The sequence below is a fragment of the Oceanobacillus alkalisoli genome (genome assembly GCF_021556485.1).
GTDB classification, from domain to species: domain Bacteria; phylum Bacillota; class Bacilli; order Bacillales; family Amphibacillaceae; genus Oceanobacillus; species Oceanobacillus alkalisoli.
Genome location: NZ_JAKGBW010000012.1, coordinates 76024 through 97475 on the forward strand (window position 1 = coordinate 76024; position 21452 = coordinate 97475).

The following is a 21452-nucleotide window of genomic DNA, read 5'->3' on the forward strand; positions in this document are numbered from 1 at the left end:
CAAACATGCGTTATACTGGAGATAATCAAAATCTGATGAAAAGGACGATTGCCAATGGCGAAAATCTTAATTATCGAGGACGACCCGAAGATTGCCACCCTTCTGCAGAACCATTTGCAAAAATATGGCTATGACGCAGTAATTGCAGAGCAATTTGATGCAATAACGGAAGAGTTCCAACAAATTCAGCCAGATCTTCTATTATTGGATATTAATTTACCTAGCTTTGATGGTTTCTACTGGTGCAGACAGATTAGACAAATCTCCACTTGTCCGATCATATTCATTTCCGCTCGTTCAGGGGAGATGGATCAAGTCATGGCACTGGAAAATGGTGGAGATGATTATATTACGAAACCATTCGCCTACGAAGTCGTCGTTGCGAAAATTAAGAGCAACTTACGGAGAGCCTACGGGGAATATGCACCAAAAGTGGAAGAACGAACAATTGAGCTGGAAGGATTAACTCTTTACGTGGAACGGCTGGAATTAGTGAAGAGTGGAGAAGTAATTACGCTCACCAAGAAAGAAGCTGTGCTGCTTGAGGTGCTGATGAGTCGTTCTCCAAGAGTCGTATCAAGGGATTTACTTCTTGAAAAGCTGTGGGATGACCAAGCCTTTGTTGATGAAAACACACTGAACGTGAATGTTACCCGTGTCCGAAAAAGATTGCAGGAGTTAGGAATTCAAGGTGCAATAGAAACGATCCGGGGTGCAGGCTACCGGCTCATCGTGAATTGGGAGCAGGGTTCATGATAAAACTATTTTTTCGTGACCAGTTTCCGCTCATTCTAATTAATGTTATTCAACTAGCAGTTATCGTGACTGTGCTTTGGTTAAGCGACTTTCGTGAAGTATCCTTAATCTATTATATTTTATTTTTAGGCATCTTTTTCTTAACAGGCTATTTAGTATATCGTTACATCACATTACGGAAATTCTATCAAGTCTTGACAAGTCCTATCGCCCGGCTGGAGGAAGTGTTTGACACGTTCGACGCTGCACCACTTTCTGCTGCCTTAAGCAATCTCTTAAAAGCACAGCATCGTTTATATATCGAGGAAATAGCCGTTGCAAACAGTAAGAAAAATGAGCATATGACATTCATTAACCAATGGGTGCATCAGATGAAGACGCCATTATCCGTCATTGAGTTAATTATTCAGGATTATGATGATGAGCAGATCCATAGTATCCGTGAAGAAACAGATAAGCTTGAAAAGGGACTGGAAATGGTATTATATGCTGCACGCCTAGAAGTGTTTGCACAAGACTTTCATGTGAAGCTCGTTCCGTTAAAACAGGCAGTCGAACAAGTGATTCGTGATAATAAACGCTTATTCATTAAGAACAGAGTTTACCCAGAGCTTAATCTTTCAGAAGTTGCCGTGGAATCAGATGGAAAATGGTTAGCTTTTGTTATTAATCAAATCATGACAAACGCTGTAAAATACTCAGCAGGCAAATCCGATAAGATTTATATATCCGAAGCTAGAACGAAAGCAGGTGTCCAATTACTGATCGAAGACGATGGAGTCGGTATTCCCAAGTCAGATATCAAACGGGTGTTTGACCCATTTTTTACGGGAGAAAATGGAAGGGTTTATCGGGAATCGACCGGGATGGGGCTTTCGCTCGTTCGGGATATATGTGACAAACTGGGCCACACGGTTGAAATCGAATCCACGCATGGAAAAGGGACATTATTCAAATTAATATTCGATAAATAAGGAACCTTACAGAAATGTAAGCTAATTGAAAGCTATACCGATGTTTAAAATTCCTCTTTTCTTTTACACTAGTTGTAGAAGGAAAGGGGTTTTTAACATGGATATTTTAAAAACGGAAAAGTTAAGTAAGATATATGATGGAAAAGTTACGCATAAGGCGCTTGAAGATATTGATTTAGTTATTGAAGAAGGAGAGTTTGTTGGAATCATGGGTCCTTCCGGAAGCGGGAAGTCGACATTGCTCAATATGGTTGCAACAATTGATCAGCCGACTTCAGGGTCGATACTTATTAATGGCAAGAACCTGCTAGAGATGAAGCATAATGAAATGGCAGAGTTCCGCCGCCGGGAATTGGGTTTTGTGTTTCAGGACTTTAATTTGCTGTCGACATTGACCGTGGAGGAAAATATTGTCCTGCCGCTTACACTTGAGGGAACAAAGGTCAAGGAAATGGAAAAGCGTGTCGCAGCAGTTGCTGACAAGCTCGGCATCTCGGAAATTTTACAAAACCGTACCTACGAAATATCCGGCGGACAGGCACAACGGACGGCAATTGCCCGGGCGATTATCCACCGGCCGAAAATGGTGCTCGCGGACGAGCCAACAGGTAACCTTGATTCGAAAGCGTCTCGGACGGTAATGGAAATGCTTGAGCAGATTAATCGAGAGGACCGGACAACAATGATGATGGTGACCCATGATCCGATTGCTGCAAGTTTCACGGAGCGGATTGTCTTTATTAAGGACGGGAAGTTATATAACGAAATTCAGCGCGGGGATAATCGTCAAACTTTCTTCCAAAAAATAATTGACGTGTTATCGCTGTTGGGAGGGGATGCAAGTGACCTTTCGTCAATTCGCGTTTAATAATGTCTTACGAAATAAACAGATCTATGCTGCATATTTCCTTAGTAGCTTATTCTCGGTAATGGTTTTCTTTGTCTATGGAATCTTTGCCTTTCATCCGGCATTAAAAGAAGTACATCCGAGCGTTACGGTAGGTCTGCACTTTGCTGAAGGAATTATTTATGTTTTCTCCTTTATTTTTGTGCTCGTATCGATGAGTGCCTTTCTCCACTCACGGAAGAAGGAGTTCGGCTTAATGGTCATGCTCGGAATGACGAACAAGCAATTGCGTAAGATGGTCTTTTTAGAAAATGTGTTGATCGGTTCCATTGCGACCATTTCCGGTGTGGGGATCGGGCTTGTGTTTGCGAAGATTCTCTTGATGACGGCAGAATCGGTCCTGGAATTAAAAGAATCCTTACCGTTTTATATGCCATGGGAAGCGATCATTCTTACTTGTGGTGCATTTTTACTTCTATTTGTTGTGATTTCCTTTTTTACAGTGTTCATCTTAAAAGGGAATAAATTAATTGATTTAATCAAAGGAAGTGCTGTCCCCAAGAAGGAACCGAAAGCTTCTGTTGTGCTCTCGCTATTAGCTGCTGTGTTACTTGCGGTTGGCTATGGTGTCGCTTTAACGGTGAAAGGGGATAAAGTGGTCTTCGCCATGATTCCTGTAACAGTTATCGTCATTATTGGGACCTATTTCCTTTTTACCCAATTAAGTGTCTTTATCATCAATCGGTTGAAAAAACGAAAAGGACTGTTTTGGAAAAAGACGAATCTCGTATTGTTTTCCGATTTGGCACACCGGATGAAGGATAATGCGCGAACCTTCTTCTTTGTTGCGATTGTATCGACGGTTGCGTTTACGGCGATAGGTACGCTTGTCGGTTTCCGGTTTATGCTTACGAATAGCTTAGCGGAAGAGCGTCCATTTGCAATTGAATATTCCTCCAGTGTTGAGAACGAGCAAGAAGGAGAGCATATCCAACTTATTGAAGAGAAATTAGATGGTCTTTCGTATCAGAAATTACCTGTTCATATTAAAAATGTTTCGATACCGAGCCTGGCCACTGAATATGTTCCGCTCACAGGTGTTATTTCGGAATCGGAATTCAATGCAATTGCAGAAGCAGGCGGACGGAGCGAGAAGCAGGTTGCGTTAGATGGGCAGGAGGCGGCTTACCTTTATTATCAGAGTACGATGATGGAGGCGGAGGATATAGAAGAGGTACGCACGATTGACTTTGCTGGTAAGGAAATTAATCAGAAAACGGCATTTGGTTCGGTTCTGATGCGTACGTTTGACGATTATTTAATTGTCGACGATGCGTTTTACGATGCAATCACGGACTTTGAGCAGGAAACCTTCTATGTTTTCCAGGTAGATGACTGGAAGGCAACAGCGGATATGGGAGAACAGCTCCTGGAAGACTTAGGCGTAAGTGACACGAATGGATACGGGGAGCACTTTACCTTTAGTAATCTCGGTTATGATTGGTATGTTATCAATCAATCTTACGGTACAGTTCTGTTTATCGGATTGTTTATTGGTGCTGTGTTTTTCGTAGCAGCAGGTAGCTTCTTGTACTTCCGCTTGTATGCTGATTTAGAAAATGAACAGCAGAAGTTCGCGATGATTAGCAAAATCGGACTGACCGATAAGGAGTTATCCAAGGTACTAACAACACAGCTGGCATTACTGTTTTTTATCCCTATCATCACTGCGGTCATTCACGGGGCTGTTGCGTTAACCGCACTTAAAAACATGTTTAACTATAGTATGCTGGAAAGTTCTGTTCTTGTACTTGGAAGCTTTACTCTTATTCAAATCATTTACTTTATTTTCATCCGGCATAATTATATACGGAGAATAAAGAGTTATATTACGAATTAATAGAGCAATCCTAAAGTGGTCCTTGCGGCTGCTTTAGGATTTTTTAATGTAGGCATATGAATGGCATTGAAAAAGTGATGTATTATACTAGGTTATAGACTAGAAATATTGGAAAGGGATCGATTGAATGAAGTTAAGTATACTGGATCAGGCTCCAATTACTAAAGGAAACCGAGCACCTGATGCCTTAAAGAAAGCGGAAGAATTGGCTGTTTTAGGGGATGAGTTAGGGTACCACCGCATGTGGATGGCTGAACACCATAATACGGACACGCTCGCAAGCTCCGCACCGGAAATCACTGCAGCCCACTTAGCTGCAAAAACGAAGAATATCCGAATCGGAACTGGTGGGATCATGATGATGCATTATTCCCCATTGAAGATGGCCGAAGTGTTTAAAACATTAAGTGCTTTTTCCCCAGGGAGAATTGACTTCGGAGTAGGAAGAGCTCCGGGCGGTGATAATTATTCCATTTACGCGTTGTCGGAAGGAAGGCAGCCGATGGTCCATAATATGTATGAGAAATTAGAAACCGCACTTCAGCTCATCAACGACGAGATGCCGGACGATCCGTTATATCACCGGATGATTGCTTCACCTTATCAGGTCACTTTGCCGGAAGCATGGTTGCTCGGTTCAACGGGTGACAGTGCAACACAAGCAGGGCGCAATGGTATGGGATATTCTTACGCTCAGTTTTTCACCGGAGAGATGGAAAAAGAAGTATTTGATATCTATAAGAATAGCTTTGAACCTTCCAGTTTCATGGATAAACCCGAAATTAATGTTTGCTATATGGTAACGACTGCGGAAATGAGGGAAGAAGCGGAGTTTGAAGCGAAACCGCAGGATATTTGGCGTCTGCTCTTCATGAAAGGGAAAAACATGCAAGTTTTGACACCAGAAGAGGCAAAGGATTTTCCATTAACAGAAGTGGACAAGATGAAAATTCAGGATAATCGTAAATTGCACCTTGTCGGTAGTGCAAAGGAAGTGGCGGCAACGTTAAGGGAGCAGCAGGAGCAATATGGTTTTGATGAAGCGATGATTGTGAGTATCCCGCATTCACAAGAGAAGCGGTTGGATGTGTATCGGTTGTTGGCGAAAGAGCTGTTATAAAAATCTTTTTCTCACATCAGGAGAAGGGATTGTGCAGATTACCTTTTTCCCAAACCATTTATATCTGTTTCGCGCGACAAAATCATAAAACAAGTCTCGAACGGGATGTGGCACAAAGATGAAGGCGTAAGCTAATTTCCATATCCCAGATAACTCCTTGGCAATCCGTAGTGCAGCACTGGATTTGATGTGGGCTCTCCCGTCTGTAATAAGCACCATGCTGTCGATATTCCCAGAGAGTTCGTATGCAGCTAAAAGTTGTTTTCCTATATCACTTTGGAGGGAAGCGAATGAGAAAACAGCTTTTGGATCTCTTTTTATAATAAACTGGACGCTTGCATCACAAAAGTTGCATTCCCCATCAAATAGAATGATGTTATTCATACCCATTCCCTCCAGTCTTAATCAATAATTTTAAAACTCTATGAATTATCTACATGTGATTGGGTAATACGTTAAGTAGTCAACTTGGTGTTCCGCAGGATTCTCTTTCAACAAGCACAGGGCTCATCTTTTTATTAAATTGTTTTGGATTTGATATTACATTATTCTCCACGAACTTAATCATAGAATGTACAATTTCAGTTGCTAGTTGGTCAATAGAAACTCCTATGCAGGTTAAAGGGACTTCTGTATTTTCCATTTCAGGGATATTATCGTAGCTGATTACTGAAATATCTTTAGGGATGCTTAATTTTTTTTCTGAGATGGCTCGGATAATCCCGGAGCTTAAATCATAACTTCCACCAACTATAGCAGTAGGTCGGTCGTGCAGATTTAATAATTTACTTGTAGCTGTATATCCGTCATAAAAGTTAAATCCTTCTGTATCAATTATATACTCATCTTTTATGGAAAGACCATGGAGTTGCATCGCTTTACGGAAGCTTCTATTTTTTTCAATTTGCATCGGATCAGGTGATGAAAGATTGCTAATATATGCTATCTTCGTGTGTCCTAAACCGAATAAGTATTTCACTGCCTTATTCATGGCTTCTTCATAATTCGGATCGATAGTCGGGTAATTTTTTCTAGCGTCATTTATTACCCCATATGATAATATTGGCAATGATTCGGTTTCGATTGGATTACTGATGTTTTCTTCAAATAATATAATGCCATCAACCTGGAAACGTTTGAAAGTTTCAATTGATGTTTCAACAGGATCAACGGAAAGTACCATCGAGTAGTCAGTATTTCTTATTTCATTGCTTATTTTAGTTACTAATGTGGATAAAACAATTCTATCAATCGTCGGCCAGATCAAACCAATAACCATTGTTTGATTCGATACCAGGCTTCGAGCCGCAAAGTTTGGTTTATACCCCATTTCTTGTGAAAGTTTGATAATTTTCCTTTTAGTTTTCTCCTGAACAAGGGGACTGTTATTCAATGCTTTCGAAACGGTGGAATAGCTTACTCCAGCAACAGCTGCAATATCTTTAATAGTAACCTTCATATTTGTTCACCTGCTTCTAAAATATTATTAAATGAATGAATTTCCTCATTACCAAAGTCGGCTTTTCCATCACCATATGTAGTTGGGAACGAACCAACTACTTATGGTGATGATGAAGCATTAAATATGTATTATGAAATTCATTAAAATAAATGTTTTTTCCGATGGGTGCTACACAATTTAGTAAAAGGATAATTAAAGTTATAGCACATTGTTATTAATTCCATTTAAAATAAAGATATAATTCATTTAGATAACCTATCTCTGTATTCAAAAAAATGCCAAACGAATAATGTTTGCATTTTCTTAGAAACTAGTATACCATAAAATTAACAACGTTGTTAATTGATTTGAAAACGCTATATTCTATATAATTTAAAGTTGTACTTACTTAATTAACTAGATTGATTTTCTATACATTTTATTCCGCTTTCACTAAAATAACAACGTTGTTATTTGATGAAAGCGTGAAGACGCTTTATATAAATCATTGTTAAGCGTAAGTGCTACTATCTTTTCTTGAATGATGAAAACGGTATATTGATTAATTATTCGGGTTATTAGGGCTAACTGACGTGTAGATATAGGAGGATAAGCAACTCAATAAACTAGTAATTTTCTATAACAAAGGGGAAAGTAAGTGTTTAATAAGTTTAGGTAAAAATCTTCGAGTTTGAATGAATTTCATAATCACCAAAGTCGGCTATTCCATCACCATATGTAGTTGGGAACGAACAAACTCAACTACATATGGTGATGGTGAAGCATTAAATACGTATTATGAAATTCATTAGTTTATCAAAATAATGATATTTATCTGAGGGGGAAGCCATCATGCATTCAATAAAAAGAGGTATATTATTTTGTTTATTAGCAGCCTGTTCCCTGTTGATAGCGGGATGTGGAGAGAATATTAGTTCAGCAAGCAGCAAGGACGGGGAAGAGCCAATCGTAATTAATATTGCACATGGGAATAATCCAAATGAACCAATAGCACTTATGGCGGAAAAATGGAAAGAATTAGCCGCTGAAAAAAGTGATGGCATGTTGGAGTTGAATATTTATCCGAGTTCACAATTAGGTTCTGAGAAAGATGTTGTGGAGCAAGCAATCATGGGGAATAATGTTGTTATTTTTACGGGTTATGACTTTCTGATGGATTATGTTCCGGATGCAGGAATTTTAACAGCACCATATTTAACAGATGATTTTGATGAGCTTATTAACTTAACAACTACAGATTGGTTCGCTGATTTAGAAAATCAATTAAACGAGGAAAACATTGAAATTATTAACACGACTACGATATATGGGGAGCGTCATTTAATGACTGTTCGCCCGGTGAATACTCCAGAGGATTTAAAGGGTAAAAAAATTCGTGTTCCAAACAATAGTATGTATATAAATACGTTCGAAGCACTTGGTGCATCACCAACGCCTATGCCTTTATCAGACACCTATACGGGGTTGCAGCAAGGACTGATTGATGGTGCAGAAAATCCATTGCCTGTATTAGCCGGTTCAAAAACAAATGAGGTCGCAAAACACTTGACATTGACAGGGCACACGAAAATATTGAGTCCGTGGATTGCAGGTACAGAGTTCATGAATACGCTACCAGAAGAAACGGTGGACATTTTAAAAGAAACAGGAATTGAAGCGGCAGAGTATGGCAGAGAAGTTCTGGGAGAATTGAATGAACAAGTGTTAGAAGATTTTGTAGATCAAGGTGTTGAAATTCATGAAGTAGATCTTGAGCCGTTCAGGGAGAAAGCTGAAGCAGTTTATACATCCTTCCCAGGTTGGTCAGATGGCTTATATGAAACAGTCAAGTCGTTGTTAGAAGAGAATTAATAACATCAATGTTCGTACGCAACTGATAAGGGGGTTTCTATGATGAAAAAATGGATTCATAATGTTGACGATTTCATTGCTTCCATTGCTTTGGTAGGAGTAATCAGTATTACAATTGTCAATGTCATCTTCCGTTATATATTTAACATGCCAATTCTTTGGGCAGAAGAAGTATCGTTAGCACTATACGTTTGGTTAGTCTTTGTCGGGGCAAGTTCAACGATGAAAAGACAAGGGCATATAGGTATTGATTATTTTGTAGGAAAGTTGCCTGAAAGGATTAAAAAGGCGACAAAGATTCTTCGGTCAGCGGTGTTATATTTTGTTTTCTTTTATGTGTTTATTTATTTGGGGTTTGAACTGGCTGCCAATGCAGGGGCTAAAGTTACGCCGACTTTAAGAATTGGCTACACGTGGATAGATATTGCTGTGCCACTCGGCGGGGTCTTAATTACGTATCATTATACCAGACATTTGATCAAATCCTTTCAAAGAGATTTGCCTATGAAAGGGGACTTATAAATGGCTTTAACAATTATGCTTGTAGCTTTAATCTTTCTAATTTTTATTAATGTCCCGGTTGCATTTGCAATTATTGCAAGTGTGGCACTCTACTTCATATTTGCCAATGACTTTAATGCAATGGTATTAGTGCAGAGAATGATTAGCGGCTTGGAATCTGTACCATTGATGGCGATTATATTCTTTATGGCTTCGGGGATTTTACTCAACTATACAGGAATTACAAGACGGCTGCTTGCTTTTGCTGAAATTATTACAAGGCCACTGCCGGGTGCCTTAGGACAGGTTAACATAACGCTTAGTGTTTTAATGAGTGGACTATCTGGCTCGAATATTGCGGATGCTTCGATGCAGTCAAAAATGCTTGTGCCGAGCATGGTGAAAAAAGGGTATGACAAAGCCTTTTCCACTGCATTAACAGCAACTGCAGCAATTATCACGCCTATCATTCCGCCGGGTATTGCACTTATTATGTATGGATATGTTGGGAATGTTTCTATTGGTGATTTATTTATGGCGGGTATTCTTCCTGGACTTACACTTGCTGTATTACTGATGATTTACGTTCATTTCTATGCGAAAAAGCATAACTTGGAAACGGAGAAGAAAGAGAAGGCAACAGCGAAAGAGTTCTTTTCTGGTTTAAAGGATGCTGCTTTAGCAGTCGTTTTCCCGATTATTATTATAGGTGGTATTCGTTTTGGTATATTCAGTGCTACGGAAGCAGGAGCAATTGCTGTTCTATATGCTTTAGTCATTGGATTATTTGTTTATCGCGAAATGGGATTAAGAGATTTAAAGAAAGCGATTGTTGAAACCGTACATACCGGTGCTGGAATTTTATTGATTATTGCCGCTGGTACTGCATTTGGATGGGTGCTCACGTTAGAACAAGTTCCACAGATGTTGGCTGGTTCCATAACAGAAATAATTTCATCAAGATTTGTGTTCTTTGTTGTTATTTTACTATTTCTGTTAATTCTAGGGATGTTCATTGAGGGGAACGTTGCAATTATTATTTTGACACCTTTATTCCTGCCGTTGTTATCAGAGTATGGCATTGACCCGGTACACTTTGGGATATTCTTTATTTTGACATTAAGCATTGGTACAATCACACCGCCAGTAGGTACGATCATGTTTGTTACGAGTTCGATAACGGGAACGAAAATTGAAGATTTTGTAAGGGCGAGTATTCCATTTATTATTATTTTAATTATTGCAAGTCTATTAATTGCTTATATCCCACAAATTTCCTTGTTGCTACCAACGCTGTTTTAACGAATTGGTCTTAAACTATCCTTGTGAGGTGTTAACATGAGTGAAATGAAAAGATTGAACAAAGAATTAGTTGGTAGATTACAAGGTGATCGGGTAGATGAGGCGTATCCTGTTAAAGTGCTGCAAATAGGTGATGGAAACTTCATTCGCTCATTTATCGACTGGATGATCTCTGTCATGAATCAAAAGACAGATTTTAATGGAAGGGTAGCTACAGTGCAAGCTCTTCCTAGTGACCTGGCAACTCCACTCATTAATCGGCAGGACGGATTATTTACATTGCTCTTAGAAGGTAATGTCGACGGGGAATTTGTTAAAGAAACACATTTGGTAGATTCCATTGCGAAGGGTTTTAATCCATACGAAGAGTGGGAGTCTCTTTTAAAATTAGTTCAAGAGGAACAGGTTGAATTCCTATTCTCGAATACAACAGAAGCAGGTATTGTTTATGTGAAAGAGGGGTTTGACCCAAAACAATGCCCGAAATCTTATCCAGGCAAAGTTACCTCCTTACTTTACCATCGCTATAAGTACTTTGAGGGGGATAAGCTTAAAGGTTGGACGATAATTCCTTGTGAACTCATTGAAGATAATGGAAAAAAGCTAAAGCAGATTTGTATTCAAATTGCGACTGATTGGGATTTGCCGGATGATTTTGTTAAATGGCTGAATCATGCATGCAGTTTCTGTAATACGCTTGTTGATCGTATTGTACCCGGATATCCAAAGAGTAAGGCAGAAGGAATTTACCAAGAGCTCGGTTATCGTGATGATTTACTGACAGTAGCTGAGCCTTATCATTTGTTTGTGATTGAAGGTGAGAAAGAGTTGGAGTCTAAACTGCCGCTCAAAGAAGCCGGATTAAACGTAAAGTTTGACTCAATAAATATGTACCGGGAACTAAAAGTGAAGTTACTTAATGGAGCGCATACCATGCTTGCTCCACTAGGAATATTGTGTGGTATAGATATAGTCAGTAAAGGAATGAAGGATAAAGGTATTTTCCAATTTATTAATCTAACACTTCGGAAAGAGATAGCGGTGACACTGAATCCTGAAATAGAAGCAATATCGGAAAAATATATCGAGCAAATGTACGATCGTTTTTCCAATCCCTATTTGGATCATAAACTAACAGACATTAGCTTAAACAGCTATTCGAAATATAAAGCAAGGGTTTGGCCAAGCTTATACGCATATATGAAGAACCATGAAAGAATTCCTCAACGACTGACATTCTCTTTTGCAACGCTACTTTACTTTTATAGAGGCGTAGCAGAAGAAGTTGAATATAAAATTACCGATGATGAATGGACGATTATGTCGTTTCAAGAGTTTTATAAAGTGAAAAATCAGTCAAGAAATCAAATAGTAAACTCTATAAAAAAAATGATAGAGCGGGACTTTCTGACAACAAATGAGGAATTGCCGGAACTCTATGAAACTATCGCTAATTATTTTATATTAATTGATAAATTAGGCATGAAAAGAGCTTTAACAAAATTAGAAAGTAGGTTTTAAAAAGTGAAAACGATTGTATGTGCAGAACCAAATGAAATGAAAATAATAACTCAGGATATGGATCATACAGTAAAAGAAAAAGAGGTACTTATTTCAATTAAGAAAATTGGGATTTGTGGTACGGATATTCACGCTTATGGCGGAAATCAGCCATTTTTCGATTATCCTCGTGTATTGGGACATGAATTATCCGGGGTAGTTGAAAAGGTGGGGGAGCGTGTAGAATCTGTGAAGAAAGGGGATGTCGTGACAGTAATCCCTTATGTACATTGCGGGGAATGTATCGCATGCAGAAATGGAAAAACAAACTGTTGTACAAATATGGAAGTAATTGGTGTCCATCGGGATGGAGGGATGACCGAGTTATTCAAGCTTCCAGAGGAAAACATCTTAGCCGTGAATGATTTATCTCTAGAGGAGGCTGCGATTGTTGAACCGTTGAGCATAGGGGCGCATGCTGTACGAAGAGCTGATATTAAAGAGGATGAGACCGTGCTCGTGATTGGTACTGGACCAATTGGAATGGGAGTTGCTCGGTTTGCGAAATTGGCAGGTGCCAAAACAATCATTATGGATTTGAGTGAAGAAAGGTTAAAAACATGCAAAGCTTGGTCAGGAGCTGACCACACCGTAATTGCTGGGGATACAGCTTTAAAGAACATTCTTGAGTTGAATGATGGAGAACTCCCATCAATCGTGTTAGATGCTACTGGAAATAAACAATCCATGACCCAGGCATTTGAATATGTTTCCCATGGTGGAAAACTTGTTTATGTTGGACTTGTGAAGGACACGATAAGCTTCTTTGACCCTGATTTCCATGCAAAGGAATTAACCTTAATGGGCAGCAGGAATGCGATGAAGTCAGATTTTGAATATGTGATTGAATGTCTGGAAAAAGGTTTAATTAAGGATTCTTATGTAACAAATCGGATTGATTTTGACGAAGTACCGGAATTTTTCAAAGCTGGTAATTTCAGAACGAATAAAACGATTATTTCTTTGTAAGAAAGACTTTAAACAAGGAGTTGTAGAGATGAAAATGTTAGAAACAGTTCTTGGGCAAATGAAAAATGAAAATATCGATTTAGAAGTTACAGGTGTTAAAGTATATCAGAAGTCTTTTACAAAATATGACGAGGTACGCTTGTTGATGATACATGATTCTGAAGGGAAAAAGCTTTTAGCTGCAGGTGAAGGAAGCTTGTTTGATGAATTATCTGGTGAAGTTATGGAGGGAAAAGGCAAGGTTTGCCCGTTATCCCATCAAAACCGCCTTGTTTTAAATCGCTATTTTGATTACACGGTTCCACAGGCATTCGGAAAAAAAATAGCAACAATGGGCCTCGGCGATAGACTGGGACTGGCGTCGCCCGGTCATATCGAGACGATAAGAAATCGCAATATAAAACCGATTCTTGCCCAACAAAGTATTCGTGAATTGAATCTGACCAATCGATCAATGACTGATATTGTAGATGCTGCAAGTTTTGCAGTTTTTCAAGAAGGATATAAAGGCGGATTTGGAGCAGACGGGGACCATTTGAAAGAAGAGGAAGATATCAAACATGCGCTTTCTATTGGCATGTCCATGCTCACCTTAGATTGTTCAGATTTTATTGTGAATGGAGTCTCGAATTTAACTGAGAGTGAGATTCGGCAAAAGTACGAAGCATTATCAGTAGAAACGAGACAGCATTTTGAAAGTAATTATTTAAATAAAACGTTCGATGTCGATGGTATCTCCATCGTATTTGATGAAACAGAATTAATGAAGAATGTTCTTGTATACGAGAAGGCCATTGATTACATGGTGCATGTTTATAATGCGTATATCCGCACGAAAACGAGGGCAATCGACTTTGAAGTTTCAATTGATGAAACAGAAACAATCACCACACCAGCAGAACATTTCTTTGTTGCAAAAGAATTGTTAGATCAGGGAGTAGAAGTAACTAGCCTTGCACCAAGATTTTGCGGTGAATTCCAAAAAGGAATCGACTACATTGGAGATTTGGAACAATTTGAATCGGAACTAGAGAAACATGCGAAAATCGCTGATTACTTCGGCTATAAGCTCAGTATCCACTCGGGCAGTGATAAATTCTCGGCGTTTCCAATTATTGCAAAGTATACAGGTGATGTACTCCACGTAAAAACAGCAGGTACAAACTGGTTGGAAGCTATTCGCGTAATTGCCAAAACAAATCCAAAATTATATCGAGTAATGCATCGATTTGCTCTGGAGAATTTCAATGAGGCATTGAATTATTATCATGTGACCCCAGATCTAACTAGTATTAAACCGTTAGATACTGTTTCAGATGAGGAATTGTCGAGTTACATGGATAACGATGCAGCAAGACAAGTATTCCATGTCACTTACGGCCTCATTTTAACTGCGAAAGATGAAAATAATGCTTACTTATTCAAAGATGACTTTTTCACAGAACTTATTAAACATGAAGATGAATATCGTGTCGGTCTTGAAAAACATATTGGTAAGCATTTAGATTTATTAGGGTTTTAAAAGATAAAGATAAATCAGACTGTTATCTTATGTAAACAATTTACAGGGGTAGCAGTCTTTATTTGAATACCCATATACAACGTTAATTTGATATAATGATTATATGATGAATCTGTAATTTCTACAATTTGTCACGCATTAACGGTCTGTAATCCCCCCAACTCTAACATGAGGGAAGCCTAAAAGGTGAAGGAGGAGGATAAACAGTCCGTAAATTCCTGATTCTGTTCAACTAACATTTGGTGGGGTAAGGAATCCCCCCATTTAAATGAAGTTTCACTTTGTATTCCCATACATTATTACTTGTAAAATCTGTACTAGTTCGATATGATGTATTTATAAAACACTTAATTTGTTTGACCAGTCAATTAATTGGTGTGGGAGAGACAGGAAGGAATCCTTATGTTTTTGAATAAATAGGAAGGGAAATCGTCCCTTTTTGGTTCTCGATTTAATCTTGAATACCGATTAAAGTAATGGTAATTATGTTTATATAAAGCTTTATTGATGATATAAAAAACCACAATCTATGAGAGGAATGGGATTAATATGGCACAACAATTTGGTGTAATTGGCCTAGCAGTCATGGGTAAGAACCTTGCAATGAATATTGAGAGCAGAGGTTATTCCGTTGCGGTGTATAACCGTACGTACGCGAGAACAGAAGAATTCTTAGCAAACGAAGCAAAAGGCAAAAATTTCGTTGGTGCAGAAACAATTGAAGAATTTGTAAACTCTCTTGAAAAGCCACGTAAAATCATGCTGATGGTTCAAGCAGGTCCAGCTACGGACGCAACAATCGAATCCTTACAACCATATTTAGAAGAAGGCGATATTCTAATTGATGGCGGAAACACGCTTTATGAAGATACAATGCGTCGTAATAAAATGTTGGACGAAACAGGTATCCACTTCATCGGTACGGGTGTATCCGGCGGAGAAGAGGGTGCATTAAACGGCCCATCACTCATGCCCGGCGGACAGAAGGAAGCGTATGAGCTTGTTGCCCCGATCTTTGAGGCAATTTCTGCAAAAGTAGATGGCGACCCATGTGTTACGTACATTGGACCGAATGGAGCAGGTCACTTTGTGAAGATGGTTCATAACGGAATTGAGTATGGTGATATGCAATTAATCGGTGAATCATATTTCATTCTGAAACACGTTCTTGGCATGGAAGCTGACGAATTAAGTGAAGTATTCGCTGAGTGGAACAAAGGCGAGCTTGACAGTTACTTAATCGAAATCACAGCAGACATTTTCAAGAAGAAAGATGACGAAACAGGCAAAGCACTTGTTGAGGTAATTATGGATAAAGCTGGTCAAAAAGGAACTGGTAAATGGACAAGTAAGAACGCGCTTGACCTTGGAGTTCCACTACCGCTTATTACAGAGTCCGTGTTTGCTCGCTTCATCTCTTCCTTGAAAGATGAGCGTATTGCAGCAAGCAAAGTATTATCTGGTCCAACTCCATCCCAGTTTGATGGCGACCGTAAAGAATTGATTGAAAAGGTACGTAAAGCTCTATACATGAGTAAAATTGTTTCATATGCGCAAGGTTTCGCACAAATGCGCGCAGCATCTGAAGAAAACAATTGGGATCTCCAGTATGGTGACATCGCAATGATCTGGCGTGGGGGATGTATCATCCGTGCAGACTTCTTGCAAAAGATCAAAGATGCGTATGATAACAATGCAAACTTAGCGAACTTAATGCTGGACCCATATTTCAAAGAGATTGTGGAAGGCTATCAAGATGCATTGCGTGAAGTTGTTGCACTTGCAATTGAGCATGGTATTGCAGTACCAACATTCTCAAGCGCAATTGCTTACTATGACAGCTACCGTGCGGAAGATTTACCAGCAAACTTAATCCAAGCACAACGCGACTACTTTGGTGCTCATACGTATGAGCGTAAAGATAAAGAAGGAACGTTCCATACAAATTGGTTCTAATCAAAAAAGACGGAGACATTCAAAAAGAATGTCTTCGTTTTTTTGTGCCAAAACATATAATTAATCTAACACTTCTTCTCTAGAAAATACGACTTCTTCAACTTGGAAGAAGTTTTGGATAGCAAGCGCACAGGCCCCTAATACACTTGCATCTTTTCCAAGGTCAGATAAAACGATTTGTCGGTAAACACTGACTGATGATTGAAGGTTTTCTTCAATCTCTTCAATCGCGTTTGGATAAACCTTCAATAGTTCACTATTAATAATCAACGTTTCGGGATTATAAGAATTAATCATATTATTCAAGCCGATAGATACGTAACTGATAAAGGTTTTCATAACTTCGCAAGTAGTTGGGTCCGATACAGCCAATAATTGCTTAATGTCGTTATAACTTAAATTCGGTCGGTCAAGTCTTTCCATTAATTGTGAAAAGACAACCGGCTCTGCTGCATAAAGTTCCCAGCAGCCGGAATTCCCGCAGCGGCACTCTTGACCAAAAGGGGAAATAATCATATGACCAATTTCACCAGCATAGCCATCATGCCCTTTTACTAGCTTACCATCATTAATAATCCCTGCTCCAATTCCCGAGATCAGTACGATACCGAGCATATTGTCACTTTCTGGATATTTATAAACTCTTTCAGCGAAAATCGATAGGTTCGCTGTATTTTCAATTGAAACTTTAACATCAACTTCCCGTTCAATATCTGACTTTAAGTCTTTGTTGCTCCAGTGAAATCTTGGAATGAATTGAATCCATTCATCATTATTTACTGTGCCATGAACACCGATAATTGCCTGAACGAGTCCGTAATGACACGTAGAATACTTTTCTTTATAATCACGAATTTCTTCGATAAGAATATATAGTATTTCTTCATATACTTCTGTATTGATTGCTATTGTATTGGTTTCTACTATGTTTCCTTGTAAATCGGAAATTTGAAATTTAATTTCTTTAAAGTCAAGATCAATACCGAGAACATAACCCGCACTTTCATTAATGGAAAGCATAATTGGTCGTCTGCCGACTGTATTATGCTCTTGCTGTGTTTCTTGCACAAGTTTTGCATCCAGCAAATCAGCAACTTGTACGGAAATTGTTGCTTTGTTTAACCCTGTTATCTTAGCAATTTCTGCACGCGAAATAAATTCATGTTCAATAATCTTTTGCAAAATCAGCGATCTGTTCAATTTTTTAATATAGGCGCCATCCCCAATAACCATTCCGGTTCCCCCTTTTAAATAAATAAAAACTTCTCACTTTTTTCATAAGCTGAAGAATTTTAATGGTTTGTCTACAGAACAAACTATAAAAACCAACATGCTTTACAATATAGACTGTAAAGGCTTTTAAATTTACTGTGCTTTTACTTATCTATTATATCAAACCGTTTATAGAACGTTAAAAGACGATGATAGATTTAATGATAGTTATGTGTTGTCTATATTAATAAATTCGTAGGTTAATATAAATGTTAAAAATTAATTATGGGAATGAATTTCATAATTACCAAAGTCGGCTTTTCCATCACCATATGTAGTTGGGAACGAACCAACTCAACTACATATAGTGATGGTGAAGCATTAAATACGTATTATGAAATTCATTAATGGTTTTTACTTGAATTGTAAAGCGTTTACATGCACTATTAAGTATAGTGCATTTTTGTTTGTTTGGCAAACAAATAATGAAAGTTATTTAAAAAGCGTAGAAATACTTAATTATAAAGGAAAGTAGGTTAAAAAATGAAAACGTTTATCACAGACGACTTTTTACTTTACAATGACACTGCCAGTGAGTTATATCATGACACGGCCAAGGATTTACCGATTATCGATTACCATAACCACTTGAACCAGTATGAGATTCTTGAGGACAAGAATTATGATAACTTAGCAGATGTTTGGTTAGGGGAAGACCATTATAAATGGCGTTTAATGCGTGCGAATGGGATTTCAGAAAGTTATATCACTGGAGACAAGCCTGCTTACGAGAAGTTCTTAGCTTGGTCTAAAACGGTTCCGCATGCAATTGGAAACCCGCTCTACCACTGGACCCACCTTGAATTATTACGTTATTTCGGTATCGATGAATTGTTAAATGAGAAATCTGCACCAGCAATTTGGGAAGCAGCGAATGCCAAATTAAAAACGCCTGATTTATCGACAAGAGCTTTGCTGAAAAATAAAAAAGTCGAATTTGTTGGAACGACAGATGACCCGACAGATGATCTGAAAGCACACCAAGCTTTAGCGGAAACAGATTACTCTGTTATGGTGTCTCCTTCCTTCCGACCAGATAAAGGTTTAGGTATTGAGAATGATGATTTCGTAGCTTGGGTGGAAAAGCTGGAAGCAGTAACAAACAGTTCGATTGAAAATTATGATGCGTTTTTACAAGCGCTAGAAAACCGTGTGAACTACTTTGATGAAAATGGCTGCCGCAGCTCGGATCATGGAATTAATGTGATGTTTTATGAAGAGGCAACGAAAGATGAAGTCGCTCAAATCTTCGCGAAGCGCTTAAAAGGCGAGGTATTAACGGAGAAAGAAGTCGAGCAATTTAGAACATATACATTGGTAGTGTTAGGTGAACTTTATGCGGATAAAGGTTGGGTCATGCAGCTCCATATTAACCCGCTTCGTAACAACAGTACGCGCATGTTTAAACTAATAGGACCGGATGCCGGATTTGACTCTGTAGGTGATCATCTGCTTGCAAATAAATTATCGAACTTACTCGATGCAATGGATCTCAATAACAAGCTTCCGAAGACGGTTCTTTATAGCTTGAACGCACGCGATAACAATATAATTGCTGCAACGGCAGGGAATTTTCAGAGTGATGAAATACCAGGAAAGGTGCAATTCGGAACAGCTTGGTGGTTCAACGATACAATTGATGGAATGGAAGATCAGATGAAGACGTTAGCTAACTTCGGTTTAATCAGTAACTTCATCGGTATGCTGACGGATTCCAGAAGCTTCTTATCCTTCCCGAGACATGAATATTTCCGCAGAATTTTATGTAATATTCTCGGAACTTGGGTTGAAGAAGAAAAAGCGCCGAAAGATATGGAATTATTAAGCACATATGTAAGAAATATCAGTTATGAAAATGCCAAACGTTACTTTCAACTTTGAACCTAAATAAAAAAGAAAAAAGCAATAGTTTTAACAAGCCTAAAGCATAAGAATCGATATGTTTAGGCTTGTTCTTTTTCTTGGGTAATTTTAAAATTGACGACCATACAAGGAAGTGTTATTCTAGAGATAGACATTAATTTACCCGTCAAACTAATTAAGTCTTCTTTTTTCATGCTGAATGAAAGGGATTTCAATGAATCCTTATAAAGTGTTTGCCATAAGGGTATGAAGTAATAACAAGTTAAAAGAATATAAAAAATTGGAGGCGACAAAAGATGAGTATTCTCCATGAATTGTTAAAGGATATTCCGATTCCAAAGATGGCTAAAGTGCGGCAAACCTTTAATGACACAAAAATTGAAGATGTGCCGGGAGCAATTCGAGCGGAATTGGACAAGGAAAAAGTTGCAGAATTCGTCAAACCTGGGATGGAAATTGCGCTTGCTGTTGGGAGCAGAGGGGTTGACCGACTTGTTGATATTACAAAAGTAACGGTTGACTTCTTAAAGGAACTTGGAGCGACTCCTTTTATCGTGCCGTCTATGGGAAGTCACGGGGGCGCAACAGCACTAGGGCAAAAGGCAGTACTTGAACACCTTGGTGTAACGGAGGGAACAGTAGGAGCAGAAATCCGTTCATCAATGGAAGTAATCAAAATCGATGAACTCGAGAATGGTCTGCCAGTTTATATCGATAAACTTGCTTCTGAAGCGGACGGAATTGTTGTCATTAACCGGATTAAACCGCATACCGCATTCCGAGGACCGGTTGAAAGTGGAATCATGAAGATGATTAGTATCGGTTTAGGGAAGCAAAAAGGTGCGGAAGCTTGTCATCAGATGGGCTTTAAGCACATGGCGGATAATATTCCGAAGATGGCTCGCGTTGCATTAGAGAAGATGCCGATTCTTTTTGCAGTAGCGACCGTAGAAAATCCATTTGATAAAGTAGCAGAAGTTGCTGTGATGAGGCCTGAAGACATTGAGGAGCGGGAAATTGAACTTCAGAAGAGGGCGAAGGAGTTGTTGCCGAAACTTCATTTCGATCAAATTGATGTATTGATCATTGATGAGATCGGCAAGAACATTAGTGGTGATGGGATGGATCCGAACATTACGGGGAGATACCCGACGCCATATGCTCATGGCGGGCCAGATGTATCGAAAATGGCCGTTCTTGACTTAAGGTCAGAGTCAGAAGGAAATGCTAATGGGGTCGGAACAGCTGACTTTACAACCGAGCGGCTCGTTAATAAAATGGATCGACACGGAACATATGCGAATGGTCTAACATCAACTGTCGTCGGACCAACTCATATTTCCACAACATTGGAAAACGACAAGCAAGCTTATCAAGCGGCGATCAAGACGTGTAACATTCTTGATTTTACAAAAGCAACAGTTGTTCGGATTACGAACACGTTAGAGCTCGGCGAAATTGAAGTTTCAGAAACCCTTTTGGAACATGTGAATAAACATCCTGACCTTGAACAGGTATCGGATGTATATGAGCTTGATTTTGATGAGAATGGTAATTTATTTTAGGGTAGCATAAAAACAAAAGTGAGGGGACTATA

The 21452-nt window shown here is 38.8% G+C and carries 17 protein-coding genes; 14 read left to right on the forward strand and 3 right to left on the reverse strand.

Annotation, left to right across the window (positions count from 1 at the left end; translation table 11 throughout):
- Window positions 1–54: 54 nt before the first annotated feature.
- From LZD48_RS12405 to LZD48_RS12425, 5 genes are all read left to right on the forward strand, one after another.
- Window positions 55–756: a response regulator transcription factor gene (locus LZD48_RS12405; protein WP_235763044.1), complete on the forward strand. Its 702-nt coding sequence runs from the start codon at window positions 55–57 to the stop codon at window positions 754–756.
- Window positions 753–1730 carry a sensor histidine kinase gene (locus LZD48_RS12410; protein WP_235763045.1) on the forward strand — a complete coding sequence of 326 codons (978 nt, stop codon included), beginning with the start codon at window positions 753–755 and terminating at the stop codon, window positions 1728–1730. Before LZD48_RS12405 ends, LZD48_RS12410 begins: the two co-directional genes overlap by 4 nt.
- A gap of 97 nt (window positions 1731–1827) precedes the next feature.
- Complete coding sequence (locus LZD48_RS12415) at window positions 1828–2598, forward strand: ABC transporter ATP-binding protein (protein ID WP_235763046.1); 771 nt, start codon at window positions 1828–1830, stop codon at window positions 2596–2598.
- Entirely contained in the window at window positions 2573–4477 is a 1905-nt protein-coding gene (locus LZD48_RS12420) for an ABC transporter permease (RefSeq protein ID WP_235763047.1), read from the forward strand. Before LZD48_RS12415 ends, LZD48_RS12420 begins: the two co-directional genes overlap by 26 nt.
- A gap of 127 nt (window positions 4478–4604) precedes the next feature.
- Entirely contained in the window at window positions 4605–5597 is a 993-nt protein-coding gene (locus tag LZD48_RS12425; protein WP_235763048.1) for an LLM class flavin-dependent oxidoreductase, read from the forward strand.
- Here LZD48_RS12425 and LZD48_RS12430 read toward each other — a convergent pair.
- The gene (locus tag LZD48_RS12430; protein WP_235763049.1) at window positions 5592–5981 is read right to left on the reverse strand and encodes a thiol-disulfide oxidoreductase DCC family protein; all 390 of its coding nucleotides are present in this window, start codon (window positions 5979–5981) and stop codon (window positions 5592–5594) included. The two genes, LZD48_RS12425 and LZD48_RS12430, sit on opposite strands and share 6 nt — an antisense overlap.
- Window positions 5982–6060: 79 nt before the next feature.
- A complete protein-coding gene (locus tag LZD48_RS12435; RefSeq protein ID WP_235763050.1) occupies window positions 6061–7056 on the reverse strand; it encodes a LacI family DNA-binding transcriptional regulator in 996 nt (331 codons plus the stop codon).
- 834 nt (window positions 7057–7890) lie between these two features.
- Between LZD48_RS12435 and LZD48_RS12440 the strand changes: the two genes are divergently transcribed.
- The 7 genes from LZD48_RS12440 (at window position 7891) to gnd (ending at window position 16720) form a co-directional block, all read left to right on the forward strand.
- Complete coding sequence (locus LZD48_RS12440) at window positions 7891–8910, forward strand: C4-dicarboxylate TRAP transporter substrate-binding protein (RefSeq protein ID WP_235763051.1); 1020 nt, start codon at window positions 7891–7893, stop codon at window positions 8908–8910.
- Between the two features lie 42 nt (window positions 8911–8952).
- Window positions 8953–9432 (forward strand): TRAP transporter small permease, encoded by a 480-nt coding sequence (locus LZD48_RS12445; RefSeq protein WP_235763052.1) that lies wholly within the window; start codon window positions 8953–8955, stop codon window positions 9430–9432.
- Window positions 9433–10713, forward strand: coding sequence for a TRAP transporter large permease (locus LZD48_RS12450; RefSeq protein ID WP_235763053.1), 1281 nt, complete (start codon window positions 9433–9435; stop codon window positions 10711–10713).
- 36 nt (window positions 10714–10749) lie between these two features.
- Entirely contained in the window at window positions 10750–12234 is a 1485-nt protein-coding gene (locus LZD48_RS12455) for a tagaturonate reductase (RefSeq protein WP_235763054.1), read from the forward strand.
- A gap of 3 nt (window positions 12235–12237) precedes the next feature.
- Entirely contained in the window at window positions 12238–13242 is a 1005-nt protein-coding gene (locus LZD48_RS12460) for a zinc-binding alcohol dehydrogenase family protein (RefSeq protein ID WP_235763055.1), read from the forward strand.
- A gap of 28 nt (window positions 13243–13270) precedes the next feature.
- A complete protein-coding gene (locus tag LZD48_RS12465; protein ID WP_438822765.1) occupies window positions 13271–14764 on the forward strand; it encodes a tagaturonate epimerase family protein in 1494 nt (497 codons plus the stop codon).
- 549 nt (window positions 14765–15313) lie between these two features.
- The gene (gene gnd / locus LZD48_RS12470) at window positions 15314–16720 is read left to right on the forward strand and encodes an NADP-dependent phosphogluconate dehydrogenase (protein WP_235763056.1); all 1407 of its coding nucleotides are present in this window, start codon (window positions 15314–15316) and stop codon (window positions 16718–16720) included.
- A 60-nt stretch (window positions 16721–16780) separates the two neighbouring features.
- Here gnd and LZD48_RS12475 read toward each other — a convergent pair whose 3' ends face one another.
- Window positions 16781–17953: an ROK family transcriptional regulator gene (locus tag LZD48_RS12475; protein WP_235763057.1), complete on the reverse strand. Its 1173-nt coding sequence runs from the start codon at window positions 17951–17953 to the stop codon at window positions 16781–16783.
- A 522-nt stretch (window positions 17954–18475) separates the two neighbouring features.
- Between LZD48_RS12475 and uxaC the strand changes: the two genes are divergently transcribed.
- Both uxaC and LZD48_RS12485 read left to right on the forward strand, forming a co-directional pair.
- Window positions 18476–19873, forward strand: a complete 1398-nt coding sequence (uxaC, locus tag LZD48_RS12480) for a glucuronate isomerase (protein WP_235763058.1) — start codon at window positions 18476–18478, stop codon at window positions 19871–19873.
- 278 nt (window positions 19874–20151) lie between these two features.
- Window positions 20152–21420 (forward strand): nickel pincer cofactor-dependent isomerase, group 22, encoded by a 1269-nt coding sequence (locus tag LZD48_RS12485; RefSeq protein ID WP_235763059.1) that lies wholly within the window; start codon window positions 20152–20154, stop codon window positions 21418–21420.
- The last annotated feature ends 32 nt before the right edge of the window (window positions 21421–21452 follow it).

Excerpts from the sequence above, each read along its gene's own strand:
- LZD48_RS12405 (WP_235763044.1), top strand. The coding sequence starts at position 55 with ATGGCGAAAATCTTAATTATCGAGGACGACCCGAAGATTGCCACCCTT.
- LZD48_RS12410 (WP_235763045.1), top strand. The coding sequence starts at position 753 with ATGATAAAACTATTTTTTCGTGACCAGTTTCCGCTCATTCTAATTAAT.
- LZD48_RS12415 (WP_235763046.1), top strand. The coding sequence starts at position 1,828 with ATGGATATTTTAAAAACGGAAAAGTTAAGTAAGATATATGATGGAAAA.
- LZD48_RS12425 (WP_235763048.1), top strand. The coding sequence starts at position 4,605 with ATGAAGTTAAGTATACTGGATCAGGCTCCAATTACTAAAGGAAACCGA.
- LZD48_RS12430 (WP_235763049.1), bottom strand. The coding sequence starts at position 5,981 with ATGAATAACATCATTCTATTTGATGGGGAATGCAACTTTTGTGATGCA.
- LZD48_RS12435 (WP_235763050.1), bottom strand. The coding sequence starts at position 7,056 with ATGAAGGTTACTATTAAAGATATTGCAGCTGTTGCTGGAGTAAGCTAT.
- LZD48_RS12440 (WP_235763051.1), top strand. The coding sequence starts at position 7,891 with ATGCATTCAATAAAAAGAGGTATATTATTTTGTTTATTAGCAGCCTGT.
- LZD48_RS12445 (WP_235763052.1), top strand. The coding sequence starts at position 8,953 with ATGAAAAAATGGATTCATAATGTTGACGATTTCATTGCTTCCATTGCT.
- LZD48_RS12450 (WP_235763053.1), top strand. The coding sequence starts at position 9,433 with ATGGCTTTAACAATTATGCTTGTAGCTTTAATCTTTCTAATTTTTATT.
- LZD48_RS12455 (WP_235763054.1), top strand. The coding sequence starts at position 10,750 with ATGAGTGAAATGAAAAGATTGAACAAAGAATTAGTTGGTAGATTACAA.
- LZD48_RS12465 (WP_438822765.1), top strand. The coding sequence starts at position 13,271 with ATGAAAATGTTAGAAACAGTTCTTGGGCAAATGAAAAATGAAAATATC.
- gnd (WP_235763056.1), top strand. The coding sequence starts at position 15,314 with ATGGCACAACAATTTGGTGTAATTGGCCTAGCAGTCATGGGTAAGAAC.
- LZD48_RS12475 (WP_235763057.1), bottom strand. The coding sequence starts at position 17,953 with ATGGTTATTGGGGATGGCGCCTATATTAAAAAATTGAACAGATCGCTG.
- uxaC (WP_235763058.1), top strand. The coding sequence starts at position 18,476 with ATGAAAACGTTTATCACAGACGACTTTTTACTTTACAATGACACTGCC.
- LZD48_RS12485 (WP_235763059.1), top strand. The coding sequence starts at position 20,152 with ATGAGTATTCTCCATGAATTGTTAAAGGATATTCCGATTCCAAAGATG.